This is a genomic window from Dactylosporangium sp. NPDC051087, assembly GCF_055586325.1.
Window position 1 is genome coordinate 21,536 of the sequence record NZ_JBVJIJ010000038.1, and the last position, 19,265, is coordinate 40,800.

At 73.1% G+C, this 19,265-nt stretch carries 13 protein-coding genes; 3 read left to right on the forward strand and 10 right to left on the reverse strand.

All coding sequences use genetic code 11. The annotated features are described in order from the left end of the window. Positions 1-36: 36 nt before the first annotated feature. From ACZ6TV_RS47490 to ACZ6TV_RS47525, 8 genes are all read right to left on the reverse strand, one after another. Entirely contained in the window at positions 37-774 is a 738-nt protein-coding gene (locus tag ACZ6TV_RS47490; RefSeq protein WP_465306883.1) for a hypothetical protein, read from the reverse strand. A 244-nt stretch (positions 775-1,018) separates the two neighbouring features. Continuing rightward, entirely contained in the window at positions 1,019-1,504 is a 486-nt protein-coding gene (locus tag ACZ6TV_RS47495) for a hypothetical protein (RefSeq protein WP_465306885.1), read from the reverse strand. 119 nt (positions 1,505-1,623) lie between these two features. Beyond that, entirely contained in the window at positions 1,624-3,162 is a 1,539-nt protein-coding gene (locus ACZ6TV_RS47500; protein WP_465306887.1) for a sensor histidine kinase, read from the reverse strand. Between the two features lie 68 nt (positions 3,163-3,230). After that, the gene (locus ACZ6TV_RS47505) at positions 3,231-3,782 is read right to left on the reverse strand and encodes a GAF domain-containing protein (protein WP_465306889.1); all 552 of its coding nucleotides are present in this window, start codon (positions 3,780-3,782) and stop codon (positions 3,231-3,233) included. Between the two features lie 209 nt (positions 3,783-3,991). Beyond that, positions 3,992-4,162, reverse strand: a complete 171-nt coding sequence (locus tag ACZ6TV_RS47510; protein ID WP_465306891.1) for a hypothetical protein — start codon at positions 4,160-4,162, stop codon at positions 3,992-3,994. A gap of 132 nt (positions 4,163-4,294) precedes the next feature. After that, a complete protein-coding gene (locus ACZ6TV_RS47515; RefSeq protein WP_465306893.1) occupies positions 4,295-8,623 on the reverse strand; it encodes an HAD-IC family P-type ATPase in 4,329 nt (1,442 codons plus the stop codon). Beyond that, positions 8,620-9,126: a hypothetical protein gene (locus ACZ6TV_RS47520; RefSeq protein WP_465306895.1), complete on the reverse strand. Its 507-nt coding sequence runs from the start codon at positions 9,124-9,126 to the stop codon at positions 8,620-8,622. The genes ACZ6TV_RS47515 and ACZ6TV_RS47520 overlap by 4 nt, the downstream gene beginning before the upstream one ends. Before the next feature lie 477 nt (positions 9,127-9,603). After that, entirely contained in the window at positions 9,604-10,713 is a 1,110-nt protein-coding gene (locus ACZ6TV_RS47525) for an enolase C-terminal domain-like protein (RefSeq protein WP_465306897.1), read from the reverse strand. Between the two features lie 231 nt (positions 10,714-10,944). Between ACZ6TV_RS47525 and ACZ6TV_RS47530 the strand changes: the two genes are divergently transcribed. The 3 genes from ACZ6TV_RS47530 to ACZ6TV_RS47540 are packed head-to-tail and all read left to right on the forward strand — an operon-like array spanning position 10,945 to position 17,571. Beyond that, a complete protein-coding gene (locus tag ACZ6TV_RS47530; protein WP_465306899.1) occupies positions 10,945-12,708 on the forward strand; it encodes a thiamine pyrophosphate-dependent enzyme in 1,764 nt (587 codons plus the stop codon). Next, complete coding sequence (locus ACZ6TV_RS47535) at positions 12,705-15,791, forward strand: FAD-binding and (Fe-S)-binding domain-containing protein (protein ID WP_465306901.1); 3,087 nt, start codon at positions 12,705-12,707, stop codon at positions 15,789-15,791. Before ACZ6TV_RS47530 ends, ACZ6TV_RS47535 begins: the two co-directional genes overlap by 4 nt. Before the next feature lie 4 nt (positions 15,792-15,795). Continuing rightward, the gene (locus ACZ6TV_RS47540) at positions 15,796-17,571 is read left to right on the forward strand and encodes a glycoside hydrolase family 15 protein (protein ID WP_465306903.1); all 1,776 of its coding nucleotides are present in this window, start codon (positions 15,796-15,798) and stop codon (positions 17,569-17,571) included. A 19-nt stretch (positions 17,572-17,590) separates the two neighbouring features. Here the strand turns inward: ACZ6TV_RS47540 and ACZ6TV_RS47545 are convergent, their stop codons facing one another. Both ACZ6TV_RS47545 and ACZ6TV_RS47550 read right to left on the reverse strand, forming a co-directional pair. Further along, positions 17,591-18,070 carry a vitamin K epoxide reductase family protein gene (locus ACZ6TV_RS47545; protein WP_465306905.1) on the reverse strand — a complete coding sequence of 160 codons (480 nt, stop codon included), beginning with the start codon at positions 18,068-18,070 and terminating at the stop codon, positions 17,591-17,593. A gap of 61 nt (positions 18,071-18,131) precedes the next feature. Continuing rightward, positions 18,132-19,151: an SDR family oxidoreductase gene (locus ACZ6TV_RS47550; protein WP_465306907.1), complete on the reverse strand. Its 1,020-nt coding sequence runs from the start codon at positions 19,149-19,151 to the stop codon at positions 18,132-18,134. Positions 19,152-19,265: the final 114 nt, after the last annotated feature.

Genomic DNA, 19,265 nt, shown 5'->3' on the forward strand with positions numbered 1-19,265 from the left:
GCCCATCACGGCGGTGCACGGGGTCCAGTACGGGAGCTACTCGCTACCGAGGTCCAGGTCGGCGAGGTAGTCGGTGGTGTGGCCGTGCAGCTTGGCCAGGATGGCGTCGCGGTTCTCGGCGTAGAGGGGGTCGTCGAGGACCAGGGTGGTCCGGCCGTATTCGACCGTCACGGCCGATGAGGAGTACGACGTCCACAGGAAGTCGGTGGTGTCGTCGGTGCCGGTGAACCTGAACGCCGACAGTTGCACCGCGACGCTGCCGTTGGTGTCGTTGGCCAGGCCGATGCAGAAGTTGCCGTTGCTCTCCGACAGGGTGTGGCTGCTGTAGATCGCCCACGGTGCTCCCTTCTCGTCCGCCGACGCCCGCAGCGCCTTGGTGGCGGCGACGATGAGGCCGAGCTCCGGGCCGGCGACGAGGTCGGTCATCACCTCGATGACGACCTGCTGGAGCTCGACGGTCGCGGTCTGCGTCTGGTACGTGGCGAACGAGACGTCCTGACCGGTGAACCCGATCGTCTGCAGGACCTTCGTGACCGCCTTGTAGTGGGCGACCGGGTCATCGGCGGGGTCGACCTTCGCGGTGGCCGCGAGCTGCGCCAGCGCGAACGCGTTCTGCACGTCGTCCTTCTGCTGCCCGGACAGATCGGCGGTGAACGCCAGTACCGTGCCGCCGACCACCGCGGCACTCTGCGTGCCGTCGGCCGGCGCGACCGTCGCCGGGGTCGACGCCTGAACGGGCTGGACGTCGGCGAGGTCGAGAGTCTCCACGCGCATGCGCACTCCTGTCACTGTGGCCGGTGACGAGACGCCACCAGCCGGAACACGCAACGTAGTTTCGCCGGTACTGTCCGCGCATCGACGGTTGGGGTGAACTCTTGGAGCACTCGACAGCCGCGACGGATCGTTCGTGCGGTCCACCTCGACGGAACGTGGGGCAGATCGGGCCGAGTCGCACCCGCCTGCCTGCGCAGCACTCACCGCCCGAGAGACAACCCCCGCGGTGCGATCACGCCGATCGCTACGCCGGCGGCGAGCTCTTCGGCGATGTGGCGGCAGGGGCGGTACGGCACCCGGAGTTCACGTACAACGGGAGGACGAGTGCTCCGCTCGCCGGCTGCAGGCCCATCGCAACATCGCCGGCCACAGCCTCGACGTCGTTCGGCGCGGGTTCGTCGCCCAGCCGATAGCCCTGATGCTTCCAAAGGTCGCGGACCTTCTTCACCGCCGCCGGCCGTCCCGCCGGCGGCACATCGATGCCGTACACACCCTCGACGCGGTACACGTCGAGGGTGTACTGCACCGTTTCGGAGCTGCAGGTCGTCTTCCGTTCCTTCACCACGATCAGCGCACCCCCGGCCGCTGCCGCGGCTTCGGAGGCATGGCCGTGCACGAGCGCCGTGGTGTCGGTCACCGCCGCCACGGCACCCGCCGACTCGACGACCTTGGGCGGCGGTTGCGTACCGCAGGCAACGGCCAGGACCGCCAGCGCGCTCCCCGCGATCACCCCAGGTCTCATGACCGGCCAGGTTACCCACCACCCGCAACCGGCCTGCGTGCCCTGATCGCCGCTTCGTACTCAACGCCGACCGGGGCAGCCTCCTGAGACCGACGGTGTGCGGCCAGTCATTTTTTCCCGGCGAAATCGTCGATGGGGATCTTGACCAGGAGCGCGGTGCCGTGGCCGGCCGGGCTGACGATCTCCATGTGGCCGCCGAGGGCCTCGACGCGGTCCTGCAGGCCGATCAGGCCGGCCCCCTCCTCCAGGCAGGCTCCGCCGACGCCGTCGTCCTGGATCGACAGGCGGAACATCGCGTGCTCCGCCTCGGCGCAGATGTGCACCATGCTCGCTTCGGCGTGCTTGCCGGTGTTGTCGAGCGCTTCGGACACGATGTAGTACACGGCGACCTCGACGTGGTCGGGCAGCCGCCGGCCGATGTCCAGGTCCAGACTCACCGGGGACGAGCTGCGGCGGGCGAGCTGCTTGATCGAGGCGCTGAGCCCGCCCATCGACATGATCGCCGGATGGATGCCCCGGGAGACCTCCTGCAGGGTCTTGAACACGCCGTTCAGGCCTTCGGCGGTGTGTGCCAGCTGCTGCTTGTACGTGGCCAGCTCCGCCGGCATCAACGCCTCGGTCATGCTCAGTTCGAGCCCCAGCGAGACGACACGTTGCAGCACGCCGTCGTGCAGGTCGCGCTCGAACTGGCGGCGGGCGTTGTCCGCGGCGGCGACGATGCGGGCGCGGGACGCGGCGAGCTGCGCGCGGTGCTCGAGGTTGGTGATCGCGGTCGCGATCAGGTGGCTGAAGTCGGCCAGGCGCCGCTCGGCCGCCGGCGGTATGGGGTCGGTCGTGAAGGACACCACGGCGAGCACGCCCCACAGGCGGCCCTGCACCATAACGGGGACGCCCACCATCGAGCGGATGCCAAGCCCGCGTGCGATGGCCGCGCCGGCGCCGGGGAGACCGTCGTAGTCGTCCACGCGGGCCGGACGCCTGGTGTGCAGCACCCGCACGGCGACGCTGTCCCCGTCGAGCGGGATGAACGACGGGGAGTCCGGCTTGCTGAGCCCTTCGAGGCAGCTGGCGGTGTGGTTCGGCTCGTACCGCATCAGCACCGTGCGGACGTGGCCGAGGGTCCGGCCGAGCTCCTCCGTCATCGCGTCGAACACGTCGGCGAGCGAGGCGCCGCGCGCGACGAGCGTCGCCACACGCCGCCACGTGACGTGCTCCTCGGCCAGCCCGGTGGCGATGGCGACCTCCCGGCGGCGTTCGGCCGCCTCGGCGGCGCGGGACCGGGCGAGGGCGGCGAGGCGGTTGATCGCCAGCCCGGCGGCGACGAACACCACGATCGTCGGCAGGTCCCGGCGCATGGTGAACCCGGTTGTCCACAAGTGCGGGAAGCGCGCGAAGTTGATCGCCAGGGCGCTGATGACGGCCGTCAGGACGCTGACCCACGGCCCCCACACCATCGACACGACCAGGACGCCGCAGACGTAGATCACACCGGTGGCGACCGACGGCGCGTCCTGCCCGAGGAGGACCAGCACGACGGTCTCCGCCGCGAGACACATCGCGGCGGCGAGCAGCCCGAGCCACGACGGCGGCCGCCGCGGCCTGAGCAGCAGCGGCACCAGCTTCGCGGACTCCGGCCACCGTCGCACGCCCCGCCGTCGCCACGACGGCGGCGCCACTCGCAGGCCCCGGCCAGAAAGCATGATGATGTGTCGCGTCACGCGGGTGCGTCGACTGCCCCCGTGCGCACCAGATCGGCCGCCCGCGACGCCGTCAGCCGCGCCAGCGCCGCGCCGGCCGCTTCGGCCAGCGCCTGCAGCGATGCCAGTTCCTCGTCGGTGACCCGGTGCGGCTGGATCCAGTAGGCGCCGATGGCCCCGAGCGGGTCCTCGACGCGCATCGGGACGATGACGAGGCTCTTCACGAACGTCGGCCGGTACGCCTCCTGCGGCACCCGCTCGTCGAGCTGGATGTCCGGCACGATGGCCGGCCGGCGGTTGAGCATCGCCCATCCACTGATGCACTGCCGCACGGGGAAACGCTGGCCCTTCCACAGCGGACTCACCGCGTCCTCGTCGGCGTAGAAACAGCACCCGTCCTCCAGCAGCACCACGGTGGACCCGTGGGCGTTCGCCAGAAGTCTCGCGGTGCCGCGGATGATGTGCTGGGCCTGCTCGACGTCCAGCGTCAGGGCAAGATCGGCCATCGCGGTGTTCAGCAGCTCGGATGCATCCATCATCGATGGCCTTTCCGTTGCGGTGTCGCACACCTGGAGACGACCCCACGCACGACCCGCGTCATCCGGAGGCGGTTCGCGTGCCGGCCTCAGTTTCAGTGTCCGACGTTGCGGCGTCGCCGACAACGGTCTGCGACGGTCAGCAACACGCACTCATCCTTTGCGGATGATCCCCATGACGGCCTGCGGTCCAGCCGCCCGGTGTCCAGTTGGCCGGCGAGACCCATCCGGTCCGCCGCCGGTCACCCGCACGCGTCGGCCTCGACGCCGGCGCGCACGACCCCGTCGGCGGCCTCGAAGCCGGCCGGCCGGGTCGCGGGCTGCGGGGCCTGCTCCCAGGCGATCCGGGCGGCGTCCGGCAGATCCGGCCACCGCAACACGACCTGCCTGGGCAGCTGAGCGGATGTGGTCATCGGGCTGCTCCTTCCTTGGGGCTGACGCAGTACAGACGGGCCCCGGCACCGCCTGATACCCACTCCGGGTGTCACCTACCGGACAGCGGTGCGGTGTTCGCCGGTGTGCCTGTCTTTGACGGACACGCGCGATCAGGACTCCGAAGGCTCCGTGGGCTCCGCCCGGCGGGGCAGTCGTAGCGCCCCCACGGTCGTGCCGGCGGCCGTGGCCGCCAGGACGATGCCCCAGGCGACCGGTCCCAGCGGCCGGCAGCCGAAGAACTGGCTCAGGCCCGGGGTCTGCACCACGCCGACGAGCGCCGCGGCGGACGCCCCGGCCGCGCCGAGGACGACCGGGTCACCGCCGGAGGCCAGCGCCGTCTGGCCCAGCTGCGCGCCGACGAGCGAGGCGAGCGCGACGGTGCTGGCGCGGGTGGCCGTCCCGGTGGCCTTCGCCGCCAACCACGCCGCCGCGGTGGCCGTCGACGTCGCCACGGCGCGGCGGACGATGTCGGCGGTCAGCGCCGCGCCGAGCGACGCCTCCGGCCCTTCGCGGATGAGGTGGTCGGTGGTGGTGCGCTTCGGCGGCCGCGCCGCGACCGTGATCGCAGGCAGCAGGTCGGTCATGAGGTTGACGAAGAGGATCTGCCGCGCGTTCAGCGGCGGTGTCGCGGACACCAGGGAACTGCCGACGGTGAACAGGATCTCGCCCAGGTTCCCGCCGAGGAGCAGGGCGAGGGAGTCACGCACCGACGCCCACATGGCGCGGCCCTCGACCACCCCGTCGGCGATCGTCTCGATGCGGCCGTCCATGACGATCATGTCGGCCGCCTGGCGGGCGGCGTCCGTGGCCTGCTCGCCCAGCGCGATACCGGCGTCGGCGAGCCGGATGGCGGGCGCGTCGTTGGCACCGTCGCCGGTGACCGCGACGGCGTACCCGGCGCGCCGCAACGCGCGGACCACGGCGACCTTGTGCCCGGGGCTCACCCGCGCGAAGACCGACGCCTTGGCCACCAGCGCGTCGACGGTCGCGTCGTCGGCGCCGTCGAGCTCCGGCCCGGTCACCACCGTCCCGCCGTCGAGCAGGTCGAGCTCGGCGGCGATCGCCTCCGCCGTACTGGGATGATCGCCGGTCAGCATGAGTACCTTGATGCCGGCTCGGCGCAGCTGGTCGACCGCCGCGGCGGCGGTGGCCCGGGTCGGGTCGGCCAGCCCGAGCAGGCCGAGGAACTCCAGGTTGTCGACGCGTTCGTCGTCGAGGCGGCGCCGCCTGGACGCCGCCCGTTCCGCGATCGCGAGCACCCGCAGCCCCTGCCGGGCCATCCGGTCGACCTCAGCCTCGATCTCGCGCCGGTCGTCCGGTGTGATCGGCCGGAAGGTCCCGTCGGGCCGCCAGGTCACGCAGCGCGGCAGCGTGATCTCCGGCGCACCCTTGACGCTGAGCACCTGGCCGTCGCGTGCGGTGCCGAGGACGGCGTGGAAGCCGCGCAGCGGCTCGAAGGGCAGCTCGCGGACGGGCTGCCAGCCGTCGGCCTGCTCGTCGGTGCGCACGTCCGCGGCCGCGGCGCCGACCACGACCGCCTGGTCGGTGGGGTGCGGCAACGTCTCCTGCCCGTTGGGTGCCGGGCTCGCGCGCAGCGCGGCGGCGAGGACCAGCCGGTGCCGCGGGGTGAGCCGCTCGGTCGGCACCTGCTCACGGCCGTCGGACACGGTCCGCAACGCGATGCGTCCCTCGGTCAGGGTCCCGGTCTTGTCGAAACAGATCACGTCGACCCGGCCGAGCGCCTCCAGCGACCGGGGGTCGCGGACGAGGATGTTGCGTTCGGACAACCGGCGGCTGGCGCTCAGTTCGGCGGCGGTGGCGATGAACGGCAGCCCTTCGGGGATCGCGGCGACCGCGAGCGCGACCGAGCTGTTGATCGATTCGGTCAGCCGGCCACGGAACAGGCCGGTGGCGAGCAGCGCGACCGCACCGGCGCCCGCCGCCGGCAGTGACGCCTTGGTGAGCTCGCGCAGCCGCTGCTGCACGCCGCTCTTCGGCGGTTCCTGCAGCGCCGCCCGCGCGCTGCGGCCGGCCTCGGTCTTCTCACCGGTCGCCACGACGACGCACGTGGCCGACCCGGCGGCGACCGTCGTCCCCGCGTACACCATGCTGGTGTGCTCGGCGACGGCCGCGGCGCGGTTCGCGGCGACGCTCTTGACGACCGGCGCGGACTCGCCGGTCAGTGAGGACTCGTCCATCTCGAGGCCGGACGTGTCGATCAGGCGGCAGTCCGCCGGCACCGCGTCCCCGGGCTCCAGCAGCATGACATCGCCCGGCACGAGCTCGTCGATGCTGCCGACCCGGTCGGCGCCGGCCCGGCGCAGCCGGACCCGGGGCGTCGCCGCGCTCACCAGCCGGCTCAGGGCCCGCCTGGCGGCCACGTCCTGGACACCGGAGAGCAGCGCGTTGACCAGGATGACGGCGGCGACCAGCACCGCGTCGCTCTTCGCCCCGATCATGGCGGAGACGCCGGCACCGGCGGCGAGCGGCAGGGTCAGGGGCGTGTCCAGCTCGGCCACGACGGTGCCGAACAGTCCCCGCTCCGCCGGTGTGTCGCCGGCCGGGGCGTCGGCGCGGCGGCGCTGCCCGGCGGCTTCGTCGCTGAGGCCGGCCGGTGACGTGTCCAGGATCCGCAGGACCTCGTGGACGGGCAGCGCGTGCCAGGCGACGTCGACGGCAGGGACCGGCACGGCACGGCGGCCCAGGCCGCGCGCCGACCAGACCGCGCCGAGGACGTTGGCGGTCAGCGCGACACCGGTGGCGAGCGTCGCCCGGCGCGCGGAGCGCTGCGCCGTGTCGACGTTGCCCAGCAGCGCACCGGCCACCGTGCCCTGCGCCGCCACCAGGGTGCTGCGCCTGCTCACCTCCTTGGCCACCGTCGCCGCCTCGAGCAGCAGCCAGGCCGTCTCCAGCCCCGGGCCACCCATCAGGTGGGCGCCCCACGACGGCCGGCGATCCGGCTGCAGGACGCCGAAGCCGCAGTCCGCCGCGGCGAGGGCGGTGTCGTTGCCCTCGCCGATGAGCATGACGACGTGGCCGTCCCGCTGCAGCGCGCGGATCGACTCGGCCAGCCGCGAGCCTCCCGGCACGGTGCCGTCCGCCGGTACCCGGCGACGGACCTCGGCCGGTGCGCCGGCGAGCAGCACCTGCCCGACCTGGCGACCGGCCGCGATCACGGCGGTGGTCAACGGATCCAGCGCCGACTCGACGAGGACGGCCGCCACGGGCCGCCGGTCGCGGGTCAGCGCGTAGACCTTCCCCTTCTTGCCGTCCGAGGCGCGGGCGTCGTTCAGGACGGCCTGCGGGATCGCGGTGTCGAGGCGCTGCGGGGCGGTGAGCGCCCAGCCGTCCGCGTCCTCGTCCGTCGGCAATGTGCCGCGGTGCCCGTCGACGAGCCGGCTCGCGGCCTCCCAGGCGTCCTCCACCGTGCCGTCGACGGGCACCACGTGCGTGACGACGTGCCGGCCACCGGTCAACGCCCGGGCGTCGATCACCACCGTGTCGACCCGGTCGAGCCGGCGCAGCGCGGCCGGGTCACGGACGAGCACGTCCCGGCGGGCGAGGAGCCGGCCCAGCTCACCCGCGTACGCCTCCCGACCGGCGTACGCGGGGACCGGCGATCCGGCCCCGAGCACCCGGGCCGCCCGCCGGACGCCGCCGGGCAGCAGCGCGACCGCGCCGGACGCGAGCAGCGTCAGCGTGCTGATCCTGCGGGCGTAACGCTCGACCGGGCCGTCGGGCAGCGCCGCCGCCCGCGTGGCGTCGAGGCGGTCGGCCCGGCTCGCGCCCGCCTCCCGCGGCAGGTCGGCCGCTCTGCGCTGCCACGTGTCGCGCTGCGCGGAAGCCTCCCGCAGCAGGACGACCCGCATGGCGGCGTCCGCGAGCACGGACAGCCGCGCCTGGCCCGCGGCGTCGATGCCGACGCTCGCCGCGGAGACGGCCAGATCCGCCCAGTCGCGGCCGACGGCCCGGCGCAGCCGGGCGCGCAGCCCCGGGATGTGGTCGACCATCGCGACGACGGCGACCAGCTCACGCGGCACCGCGGGGATCCGCAGGCCCTGCGCGACGGTCGCGGCCGCGGCGCCGAGCAGGTCGGCGACGAGCGTCACCAGCTGGCGGGTCTCGGTGTCGAGCTGCGGCAGCCCGCCCGCCTCGTTTTCGGGGGCGGGGAGGTGGTCGGATTCGGCGGACGCGACGGCCTCGACGAGGTCGTCAAGGCCGAGCGAGTCCTCGTCGTAGCTGATCAGCAGCCGGCCGAGGGCGGCGTTCCACGCCGCCCAGTCGACGCCGCGCAGCGTCCCGACCGCCTTCTCCAGCAGTTCGCCGGTCTCGGCGCCGATCAGGCCCCGGCCGTGCCGCACCTCGATGTGGGCGAGGCCGTCGCGGGCCCACGCCGTCCGCCGGCCGCCGAACGGCCGGCTGGTCGGCGTCGCTGTCACCGTGCTGTGGCCCGTGTCTTACCCTGCGGCAACTCTGCCGGGCCTTGCGGTTCGGCACGCTGACGGCTGTGGGTCGCCACCCAGACACCCGCCGCGGCCGCGAGGCCGACGGGCCATTCCAGGATGCCGACCGCGACCAGCACGCCGACGCCGCCGTAGTACAGCAGTTGCTTCGGTGGCGGTACGGCGGCCGCGACGGTGCGCGCCGTCCACTCCACGTTCGTGGCGACCGAGCGTGCCTTTGGCCCGCCCATGTGGACGACCGGCACCTTGACGTGCGGCATCGGGACTTCTTCCCAGGTCACCAGGTCGGTCTCGACCTTGGGCCGGGTGGTCTCGGCGGCGGCCCGGGATTTCCTCACCCGGGTCGGCCGTTCGGCTGCCGTCTTGGGACCGGTCGCCTTCGCTGGACCGGTCGCCTTCGCCGGACCGGTCGCCTTCGCCGGACCGGTCGCCTTCGCCGGGCTGCGGCGCCGAGACGGCGTGGAAGGCGCGGTCGGCATGGTCGGCGCGGTCGGCGTCCCGGCAGCGCGTGAACCCGTGGCCCGCTTCCGCGGGCGGGTTGGTGAGCTCGTTGCTGTGGTTGTCATCGGTGAGCACCTCCGCCGGATTCGTCCCAGAAAGGCGGCCCTACCCGGACGGTGCGGAATCAACCAACAGACCCCGGATCGCGGATCGGTCAGGCGGGACGGCTCACGAAGCGGCGGAACGCGGCGACGATCAGCGAGATCAGCACGGCGCTGACCACCTCGACCGCGATCGCGGCAAGCAGTTCGGACATGGCGGCGCTCCTTCGGTGTTTCGCGGTGTGCGCCGGAACCGTAGGTGCGGCGGGTGAACTCCGGGGAACAGTACAGGAACATCAAGGTGGTTTCCGGATGGCCCGCAACGCTCTGACCTGCGCCTTCTTGCCGATCGCCGGGCCTCGTCCCGACTCCGGGCGGCGAGCCGCACGGCTGCGGCGGCCCGTGGCGAGCGGCTCAGGCGACCCGGAAGCGTTCGGCGTCCGCGGCGCGCAATGTCAGACCGTTGCCGGCCACCGAAAGGTCGGGCGACATGGCGCCGCCGACCGGCCATGTCGCCCCGTCGAACAGGAGCCGCTCGATGCGGGCGTGGTCGTGGAAGTACTCCAGGTGGCGCAGGTTGGGCGTGGCCGCGGCCACGTCCAGATGCAGGTTGGGGGCGCAGTGCCCGGACACGTCCAGGTGGTGCGCCGCCGCCACCGCCGCCACCCGCTGGAACTCGGTGATCCCGCCGCAGCGCGTGACGTCCGCCTGCAGGCAGTCGACCGCGCCCGCGGCGCACATCCGCTGGAAGTAGGCCAGGTCGTAGCCGTACTCGCCGGCGGTCACCTCCGCCGCCACGGCGTCGCGGACCTGGCGCAGTCCGCGGAGGTCGTCGGAGGACACCGGCTCCTCGAACCAGCGGATGTCCAGCTCGCCGGCCTGCTCCGCGACGCGCACGGCCTGTTTCACGCGGTAGGCGCCGTTGGCGTCGACGAACAACGCGACGTCAGGGCCGATGACCGTGCGCGCCTGCCGCATGCGGTGGACGTCGCGGGCGGTGTCCGCGCCCCGGTCCTGCCCGATCTTGATCTTCACCCGCCGAACGCCGAGGTCCTCGATCCAGCCGGTGAGCTGCTCGGTGAGCCGCCGCTCGTCGTACGTGGTGAAGCCACCGCTGCCGTACACGGGCACGGCGTCGCGGGTGACGCCGAGCAGCCGGGCCAGCCGCAGATCCAGCAGGCGTGCCTTGAGGTCCCACAACGCGGTGTCGACCGCGGCGATGGCGGTCGAGGCGATGCCGGGCCGGCCGATGTTGCGCACCGCCCGCCACATGGCGTCGTAGGCGCCCGTGACGTCCAGCGCGCACCGGCCGGTGACCGACCCCGCGAGCACGTCGTCGACGAGTCGCACACCGGCCGCCGCGCCGTAGGTCCAGCCGAGCCCGGTGGCGTTCCCGGCGGTGGCGTGCACGACCACCGTCGTGGTGTCGTTCCACGCGGCGGTGCCGTCCGCCTCCGGCTGGTCGGTGGGAATCGTGTAGGCCGCCGCGGTGACCGCGTCGACGGACGGCTCCGGACCGGGCATCACGTCACTCCTGTCGTCGCACGGCTGGGTCGTGCCGGCACGGTGCACCCGTACCGCACAGGTCCGCGACGAAACTCCGCGACCGCGGGACCCCGGCCGAAGACCATGCACCGGAATGCGATTGGAGCCCGGGGCACCGGGTAGCGGCCCGCCCGGTGGGAGCCGGCTCCGACGCCGACGGCGGGAAGGCGGGCCGACGACAGCACATCCCGACGGCAGTACGGAGCAGGCATGACGGAGATCGTGGGCGAGAGCCTGGCGAAACGGTTGATCGACTGGGGCGTGGACACCGTGTTCGGGCTGCCCGGCGACGGCATCAACGGGCTGATGGAGGGCTTCCGCCGGCACAGCGACAAGCTGCAGTTCGTGCTCGTGCAGCACGAGGAGGCGGCCGCGTTCATGGCGACCGGGTACGCGAAGGCGACCGGGCGCCTCGGCGTGTGCGCGGCCACGTCCGGGCCGGGCGCGATCCATCTGCTCAACGGCCTGTACGACGCGAAGCTCGACCACGTGCCGGTGCTGGCGCTCACCGGCATGCAGGAGACGTCGGTGCTCGGCACCCACTACCAGCAGGAGGTGCACCTGGACCGGCTGTTCCAGGACCTCGCCGCCTACAACCTGATGGTGACCAACCCGCAGCAGATGCCCGGGGTGGTCGACCTGGCGATCCGCAACGCGCTGACCAAACGCACCGTGTCGCACCTGACGTTCCCGAACGACATCCAGGTCGCCCCCGTCGAACAGGACCCGTACCGGCACGTCGGGCCGGGCACCGCACCGGCGAGCCTCCCGGAGCTCGCGCTGCCCGCGCTGACGCCGTCCCCGGACCAGCTGCGACGGGCCGCGGAGGTGCTGGCCGCCGCGAAGAAGCCGGCGATGCTCGTCGGCGCCGGTGCGCTGCACGCGCAGGACGAGGTGATCGCGGTCGCCGACCGGATCGGGGCGCCCATCGTCAAGACCCTGCCGGGCAAGGCCGTGGTCCCGGACCGTCATCCGCTCACCACCGGCGGTCTCGGGCTGCTGGGCAGCGGCCCGAGCCAGGACCTGATGGAGGAGTGCGACACCCTGCTGATGGTCGGCACCTCGTTCCCGTACGGGAAGTTCCTGCCGCAGCCGGACCAGGTGCGGGTCGCGCAGATCGACGCCGACCCGACCCTGATCGGGCTGCGGCTGCCGGTGGAGGCGCCGGTCGCCGCGGACGCGAAGCTCGCGCTGCAGGGACTGCTGCCGTTGCTGGCCGAAGGCGACCGGTCGTTCCTGCGCAAGTACCAGCACGAGATGCAGCGCTGGCAGCGGGACATGTCCGCGCTGCAGGACGGCGGCCGCGACCCGATCGCGCCGCAGTACCTGATGGGCTGCCTCGACGACGCCGCTGCCGACGACGCGATCCTGACCTGCGACTCCGGCACCATCGCGACGTGGGCCGCCCGGCACTGGACGATCCGCGGCGACCGCCGGTTCTTCCTCTCGGGCAACCTGGCCACCATGGCGCCCGGCCTGCCGTACGCGATCGGCATCCAGCACGCCTTCCCGGGCCGGCAGGTGATCGCCTTCGTCGGCGACGGCGGTTTCGCGATGCTGATGGCCGACTTCCTCACCGCCGTACGCAACCACCTGCCGATCAAGGTGGTGGTCAACAACAACAACGGCTACGGACAGATCCTGTGGGAGCAGATCGTCCTGGGCTATCCGGAGTACGCGGTGCGCCACCACAGCCCGGAGGCGGACTTCGCGGCCTGGGGCAAGACGTGCGGCGCCTACGGGGCGAAGGTGACCAAGCCCGGTGACGTCGAATCGGCGATCCAGGAGGCGCTCGCCCATCCGGGTCCGGCGATCGTCGACTGCGACGTGAACCCGAACGAGCCGCCGATGCCCGGCAAGGTCACGTACGAGCAGGCGAAGCACTTCACCGAGGCGTTCCTGCGCGGCCAGCCGCACAAGATGGCGACGCTCGCCACCGTCGCCCGCGACAAGATCAACGAGCTGCGGTCATGACGGCCGTCCGCCTGCTGAAGCCCGCGGTGCGGCAACCGGCGCCGGCGGAGGTCGACGTCGAAGGCCTGCGGCGGGCGCTGCACGACCGGATCGACGGCGAGGTCCGCTTCGACGCCGGCTCCCGCAGCGCGTACTCCACCGACGCGTCGAACTTCCGGCAGGTCCCCATCGGCGTCGTGGTGCCACGCACGGTCGAGGCCGGCGCCGCCGCCGTCACGGTGTGCCGGGAGTTCGCGGCGCCGCTGCTGTCCCGCGGCGGAGGCACCAGTCTCGCCGGCGAGTGCACGAACACCGCCGTGGTGATCGACTGGTCCAAGTACTGCAACCGACTGCTGTCCGTCGACCCGGACAACCGGACCTGCGTCGTGGAGCCGGGCATCGTCCTGGACCACCTCAACGACCTGCTCCGCGAGCACGACCTCGAGTTCGGGCCGGAGCCGGCCACCCACAGCCACTGCACGCTCGGCGGCATGATCGGCAACAACTCCTGCGGCGCGACCGCGCAGCGCACCGGCAAGGTCGTGGACAACGTCGTACGCCTCGAGGTGCTGCTCTACGACGGCACCCGCATGTGGGTCGGCGAGACCTCCGACGACGAGTACGAGCGGATCGTCGCCGCCGGCGGCCGGCGCGGCGAGCTGTACCGGCAGCTGCGTGCGCTGCGCGACGAGCACCTGGAGCAGCTGCGGACCCGGTACCCGCGGATCCCGCGGCGGGTCTCCGGCTACAACCTCGACTCGCTGCTGCCGGAGCAGCGCTTCGACGTGGCCGGGGCCCTCATCGGGTCGGAGAGCACCCTCGTCACCGTCCTGCGCGCCGAACTGAGACTCGTCCCGCGGGTCCACCGGCGCAGCGTGGTTGTCCTGGGCTTCGACGACATCGCCCAGGCCGCGGACGCGGTGCCCGCCGTGCTGGAACACCGGCCGATCGCGCTGGAAGGGATCGACGACCTGCTCATCGAGTACCAGCGCAAGAGGCACCTCAGCTCGGACGCGCTGCGCCTCTTTCCCGACGGCGGCGGGTTCCTGCTGGTCCAGTTCGGCGGCGAGACCGAGGACGAGACCAGGCACAAGGCCGAGCGTCTCATCGCCGCGCTCGGCCGCAGCGCCGGCGGCGCCGACGTCACCCACTTCCACGACGAGCCGCACCAGCGGCAGGTCTGGCACGTGCGGGAATCGGGCCTCGGCGCCACTGCCCGGGTGCCGGGCCTGCCGGACACCTGGCCCGGCTGGGAGGACTCCGCCGTCGACCCGTCCCGGGTCGGTGACTACCTGCGCGACCTGCGGGGGCTCTACGACGAGTTCGGCTACCAGGCCAGCCTGTACGGCCACTTCGGGCAGGGCTGCGTGCACACCCGCATCCCGTTCGAGCTGACCACCGCTGACGGCGTCGCCAACTACCGGCGTTTCATGCAACGGGCGGCGGAGCTCGTGGTCTCCTACGGCGGCTCGCTGTCCGGCGAGCACGGCGACGGCCAGCAGCGCGGCGAGCTGCTGACGACCATGTTCGGCGACGACCTCGTCCAGGCCTTCGGTCAGTTCAAGGCGATCTTCGACCCTGACGACCGGATGAACCCCGGCAAGGTCGTCGCCCCCTACCGGCTCGACGAACACCTCCGCATCGGCACCGACTTCCAGCATCCGGCGCCGCGGACGCATTTCCAGTACCCCGACGACGGGGGCAGCTTCAGCCGGGCCGTCCTGCGCTGCGTCGGCGTCGGCAACTGCCGGCGCGAGAGCGGCGGCGTGATGTGTCCGTCCTACATGGTCACCCGCGAGGAGGAGCATTCCACCCGCGGGCGGGCCCGGCTGCTGTTCGAGATGCTCGACGGGACCAGCCGGGGCGGCGTGATCGCCGACGGCTGGCGCTCCGAGGCGGTCAAGGACGCCCTCGACCTGTGCCTGGCCTGCAAAGGCTGCAAGCAGGACTGCCCGGTCGACGTCGACATGGCCACCTACAAGGCAGAGTTCCTGTCCCATCACTACGAAGGCCGGCTGCGCCCCCGCTCGCACTACGCCATGGGCTGGCTGCCGTTGTGGGCCGCGCTCGCGGCGCGCGCACCCCGGCTCGTGAACACCCTGGCGCACGCCGGGCCGCTCGGCACGTTCGCCAAGCAGCTCGCCGGGGTCGACGTCCGGCGGGACATCCCGGTGTTCGCGCCGCGCACGTTCCAGCGCTGGTTCCGCCAGCGGCGCGGCACGGTGCCGGGCAGCCGCGGCGAGGTCGTGCTGTGGCCCGACACGTTCACCAACCATTTCGACCCTGCCGTCGCCCGGGCCGCGGTGGACGTCCTGGAGGACGTCGGCTGGACCGTGCACGTCCCGGACGCCACGGTGTGCTGCGGCCTGACCTGGATCTCCACCGGCCAGCTGGAGACGGCCAAACGCGTGGTGCAGCGGACCGTCGCCGTCCTGCGCCCGTACCTGCGCCGCGGCGTGCACGTCGTCGGCCTGGAGCCGAGCTGCACGGCGGTGTTCCGCTCCGACGCCAAGGAGCTCTTCCCGCACGACGAGGACGTCCAGCGCCTGGCCGCGCAGACGGTCACCCTCAGCGAGCTGCTGCACCAGCACACGCCCGGCTGGCAGCCGCCACGGCTGCACCGCAAGGCCGTCGTCCAGACGCACTGCCACCAGCACGCCGTCCTGGGCTTCGACGCCGACCAGGCGGTGCTGGCCGGCATGGGCGTCGATGCGGACGTCCTGGACTCCGGGTGCTGCGGACTGGCCGGCAACTTCGGCTTCGAGCAGGGCCACTACGACGTCTCCGAAGCCTGCGCCGAGCGGGTCCTGCTCCCCGCCGTCCGCGGCGCGGACCCGGGCGACGTCGTCCTCGCCGACGGCTTCAGCTGCCGGACCCAGATCGCGCAGAGCAACGCCGCCGGGCGCGGCGGCATGCACCTGGCCGAGCTGATCCACGCCGGGCTGCATCAACGGCAGGCCGGCGACTACCCGGAGCGGCAGTGGGCTCCCCGGCCGGGCGTCCCACGCCACACGGCGGCCGTCGCGGCCGCTTCCGTGCTCGCTGTGGCGGGGGCCGCTGCCGTCGCCCGCGCGATGTGGGTGCGGCGGCGCCGGGGGCGGTGACGACGTGCCGGGCCGGATCGAGGACTACGCCGTCATCGGGGACCTGCACACAGCCGCGCTCGTCGGCCTGGACGGCTCCGTCGACTGGCTCTGCCTGCCCCGCTTCGACTCCCCGGCCTGCTTCGCGGCCCTGCTGCACGACGAGTCCGCCGGACGGTGGCGGATCGCCCCCGTCGCGGGCGGGGCCGCCACCCGCCGCTACCGGACGGACACGCTGATCCTGGAAACCGAGTGGGACACCCCGGACGGCACCGTGCGGGTCGTCGACTGCATGCCACCACGCGAGCAGGCCGCCGACGTCGTGCGCATCGTCGAGGGACGCTCCGGTGTCGTGCCGATGCGCATGGACCTGACGATGCGCTTCGACTACGGGCACATCGCGCCGTGGGTGCACCGCGACGGCGGTGACGTCGCCGCGGTCGCCGGACCCGACGCGACCTGGCTGCGCACCGACGCCCCGACCCGGCAGCAGGAGCACACCACCGTGTCGGACTTCGCCGTCCGCGCCGGTCAGCGGGTCGAGTTCGTCCTGACCTACCAGCGGTCGCACCTGCCGCGGCCCGAGCCCGTCGACGCCGCCTCGGCCGTCGCGCAGACCGAACGGTTCTGGCGCGAATGGATCAGCCGCTGCACCTACGACGGGCGGTGGTCCGCCGCCGTCCGGCGGGCACTCATCACGCTCAAGGCGCTCACCTACGCACCGACCGGCGGGATCGTGGCCGCCGTGACCACGTCGCTGCCGGAGCAGCTGGGCGGGCCCCGCAACTGGGACTACCGCTTCTGCTGGCTGCGCGACGCCACGTTCACGTTGCAGGCGCTGCTGGGCACCGGCTACACCGTGGAAGCGACCGCCTGGCGTGACTGGCTGCTGCGGGCGGTCGCCGGCGACCCCGCCGACCTGCAGATCATGTACGGCCTCGACGGCACCCGTCGCATCGACGAGACCGAGCTCGACTGGCTCGACGGCTACGAGCACTCGGCACCGGTCCGGGTCGGCAACGCCGCGGCGGGACAGTTCCAGCTCGACGTCTGGGGTGAGGTGCTGCAGGGCCTGCACGTGTCCAGGCAGGCCGGCATCGCCGCCACCGGCACCGCGTGGGACGTGCAACGGGCGCTGCTCGAGCACCTCGAAGGCCGCTGGCGCGACCCGGACAACGGGCTCTGGGAGGTCCGCGGCCCCCGCCGCCACTTCGTCCACTCCAAGGTCATGGCGTGGGCCGGCTTCGACCGGGCCGTCACCGCCGTCGAACGGCACGGCCTCGACGGGCCCGCGCGGCGGTGGCGGGCCATCCGCGACGACATCCACGCGCAGGTGTGCGCCGACGGGTTCGACACCGAACGCAACACGTTCACCCAGTCGTACGGCTCCACCGCCCTGGACGCCGCGCTGCTGCTGCTCCCCCGGGTGGGCTTCCTGCCGTGGGACGACCCGCGCGTCGTCGGCACCGTGCAGGCCGTGCAGCGTCACCTGAGCAGCGAAGGTCTCCTGCTGCGCTACCGGGCCGGCGACGCCGGCGTGGACGGCCTGCCCGGCACCGAGGGCACGTTCCTCGCCTGCAGCTTCTGGCTGGTCGACGCCCTGCACGGCATCGGCCGGCGGCAGGAGGCCGTCGACCTGTTCGAGCGCCTGCTCGGCATGCGCAACGACGTCGGTCTCCTCGCCGAGGAGTACGACCCCTCCGGCGGCCGCCAGCTCGGCAACACCCCACAGGCGTTCAGCCTCGTGGGTCTGGTGAACTCGGCCCGTCGCCTCACCGGCGAACACCTCGGCGACGGTTGAGCCGCCCCCGCGCCGGGGCTCAGTGCCCGGCGGTACCTCCTCGCAGCGCGGCCGTCCAGGACGGCCCGTGCCTGCGGCTGCGGCGCACGTGCCGCCACGTCGCCGCCAGTTCCTCGGCGGCGAGCAGTGGCACGATCAGCGAGATGGCCGCCGAAACCAGGCACAGCGTGCAGAAGGCCCCGATCACCAGCGCCTGCAACGCCACCAGCGCCAGCGCCGTCAGCGCCATGGCGACGACGACCACCCCGAGCAGCAGCACCAGCCACGGCCTGCGCCGCCACCGGCGGGTCCCGCCGGACAGTTCGAGCACGAGCTCCGTCAGGTACGCCGCGGCCCCCAGCGCCGCGTCACGCACCGGGAGCGCTTTCGAGAACGCCGAGTCGAGCACCAGGGCGCTGCCGTCGCCGAACCACGGGTCCCACGGCGCCGGCACCAGGCCGTACTGGAAGTACGCCAGGCGCAGCGAGATCACCATGCCGGCGAAGGCCAGCACCGCCACCGCAGCCCGCCGAGGCCACGCCGACGGGTTGTCGGATGCGCCCGCCATCGGTGCGTGCCGGTCAGCGCCGCTGTGCCACGACCCAGCCGGCGACGCCGGCCACTGCGGCACCGGCGAGCAGGCCACCGAGCAGGCCGTGGTGCTGCGACGCCCACAGCTGCGGGCTGCGGGCATGCGCGCGGTCGTCGAACGAGCCATGGGCGCCCTGATCGGTGCCGGGCGCGTCGTCGGCGGGCCGCCACAGATTCGGCGGAAGCTCGGACGCGGCCTCGCCGGTCTGCTGCGAGCGGTAGCCGGTGCGGGCGAGGTACCGGTCGAGGACTCCCGGCGCGACCTTGTTGGCGACCACCGTGCCGACCGTGGACGCGCCGACCCAGTACTCGCGGCGTCCCGGGTGCGCGGCCGCGTACACCACGGCGCGCGCCGCCACCTCCGGCTGGTAGATCGGCGGCACCGGCTGCGGGTGCCGCCGCAGCCGCGACAGCACCCAGTCGAACTGCGGCGTGTTGACAGCAGGCATCTGCACCATGGTGATCCCGACGCCGCTGCGCTCGTGCAGCAGCTCGCAGCGCACCGCTTCGGTGAAGCCCTGCACGGCGTGCTTGGCGCCGCAGTACGCGGCCTGCAGCGGGATTCCGCGGTAGGCCAGCGCCGAGCCGACCTGCACGATGCTGCCACGGTCCCGCGGCAGCATGTGCCGCAGCGCAGCACGGGTGCCGTTGACGTATCCGAGGTAGGTGACGTCGGTCGCCCGCCGGAACTCCTCCGGCCTCACCTGCGTGAACGGCGCGAACACCGACGAGAACGCGGCGTTGACCCAGACGTCGATCGGTCCCAGTTCGGCCTCGACGCGGTCGGCGGCCGACTGGACCGCCGCGTTGTCTGCCACGTCGGCCTCGACCGGAAACGCCCGGCCGCCGGCTTCCCGCACGTCCTGCACGGCACCGGTCAAGCCGTCAGTGCCCCGCGCCACCAGCGCCACTGCGTCGCCGAGCCCCGCGAACATGCGGGCGCTGGCACGGCCGATCCCGCCGCTGGCACCGGTCACGACGACCACCCGGCGGTTGTCGCTCGTCGTCATCAGCTCCGCACCTCCTCCGTCGGGCTCCCCGGCGAGGTCGGTCGGACCTGTGGACGCCGGAGACGGGTCCGCGCGGCGTTCACCCCCCAGCGATCAGCCGCTGCGTGGCATGCG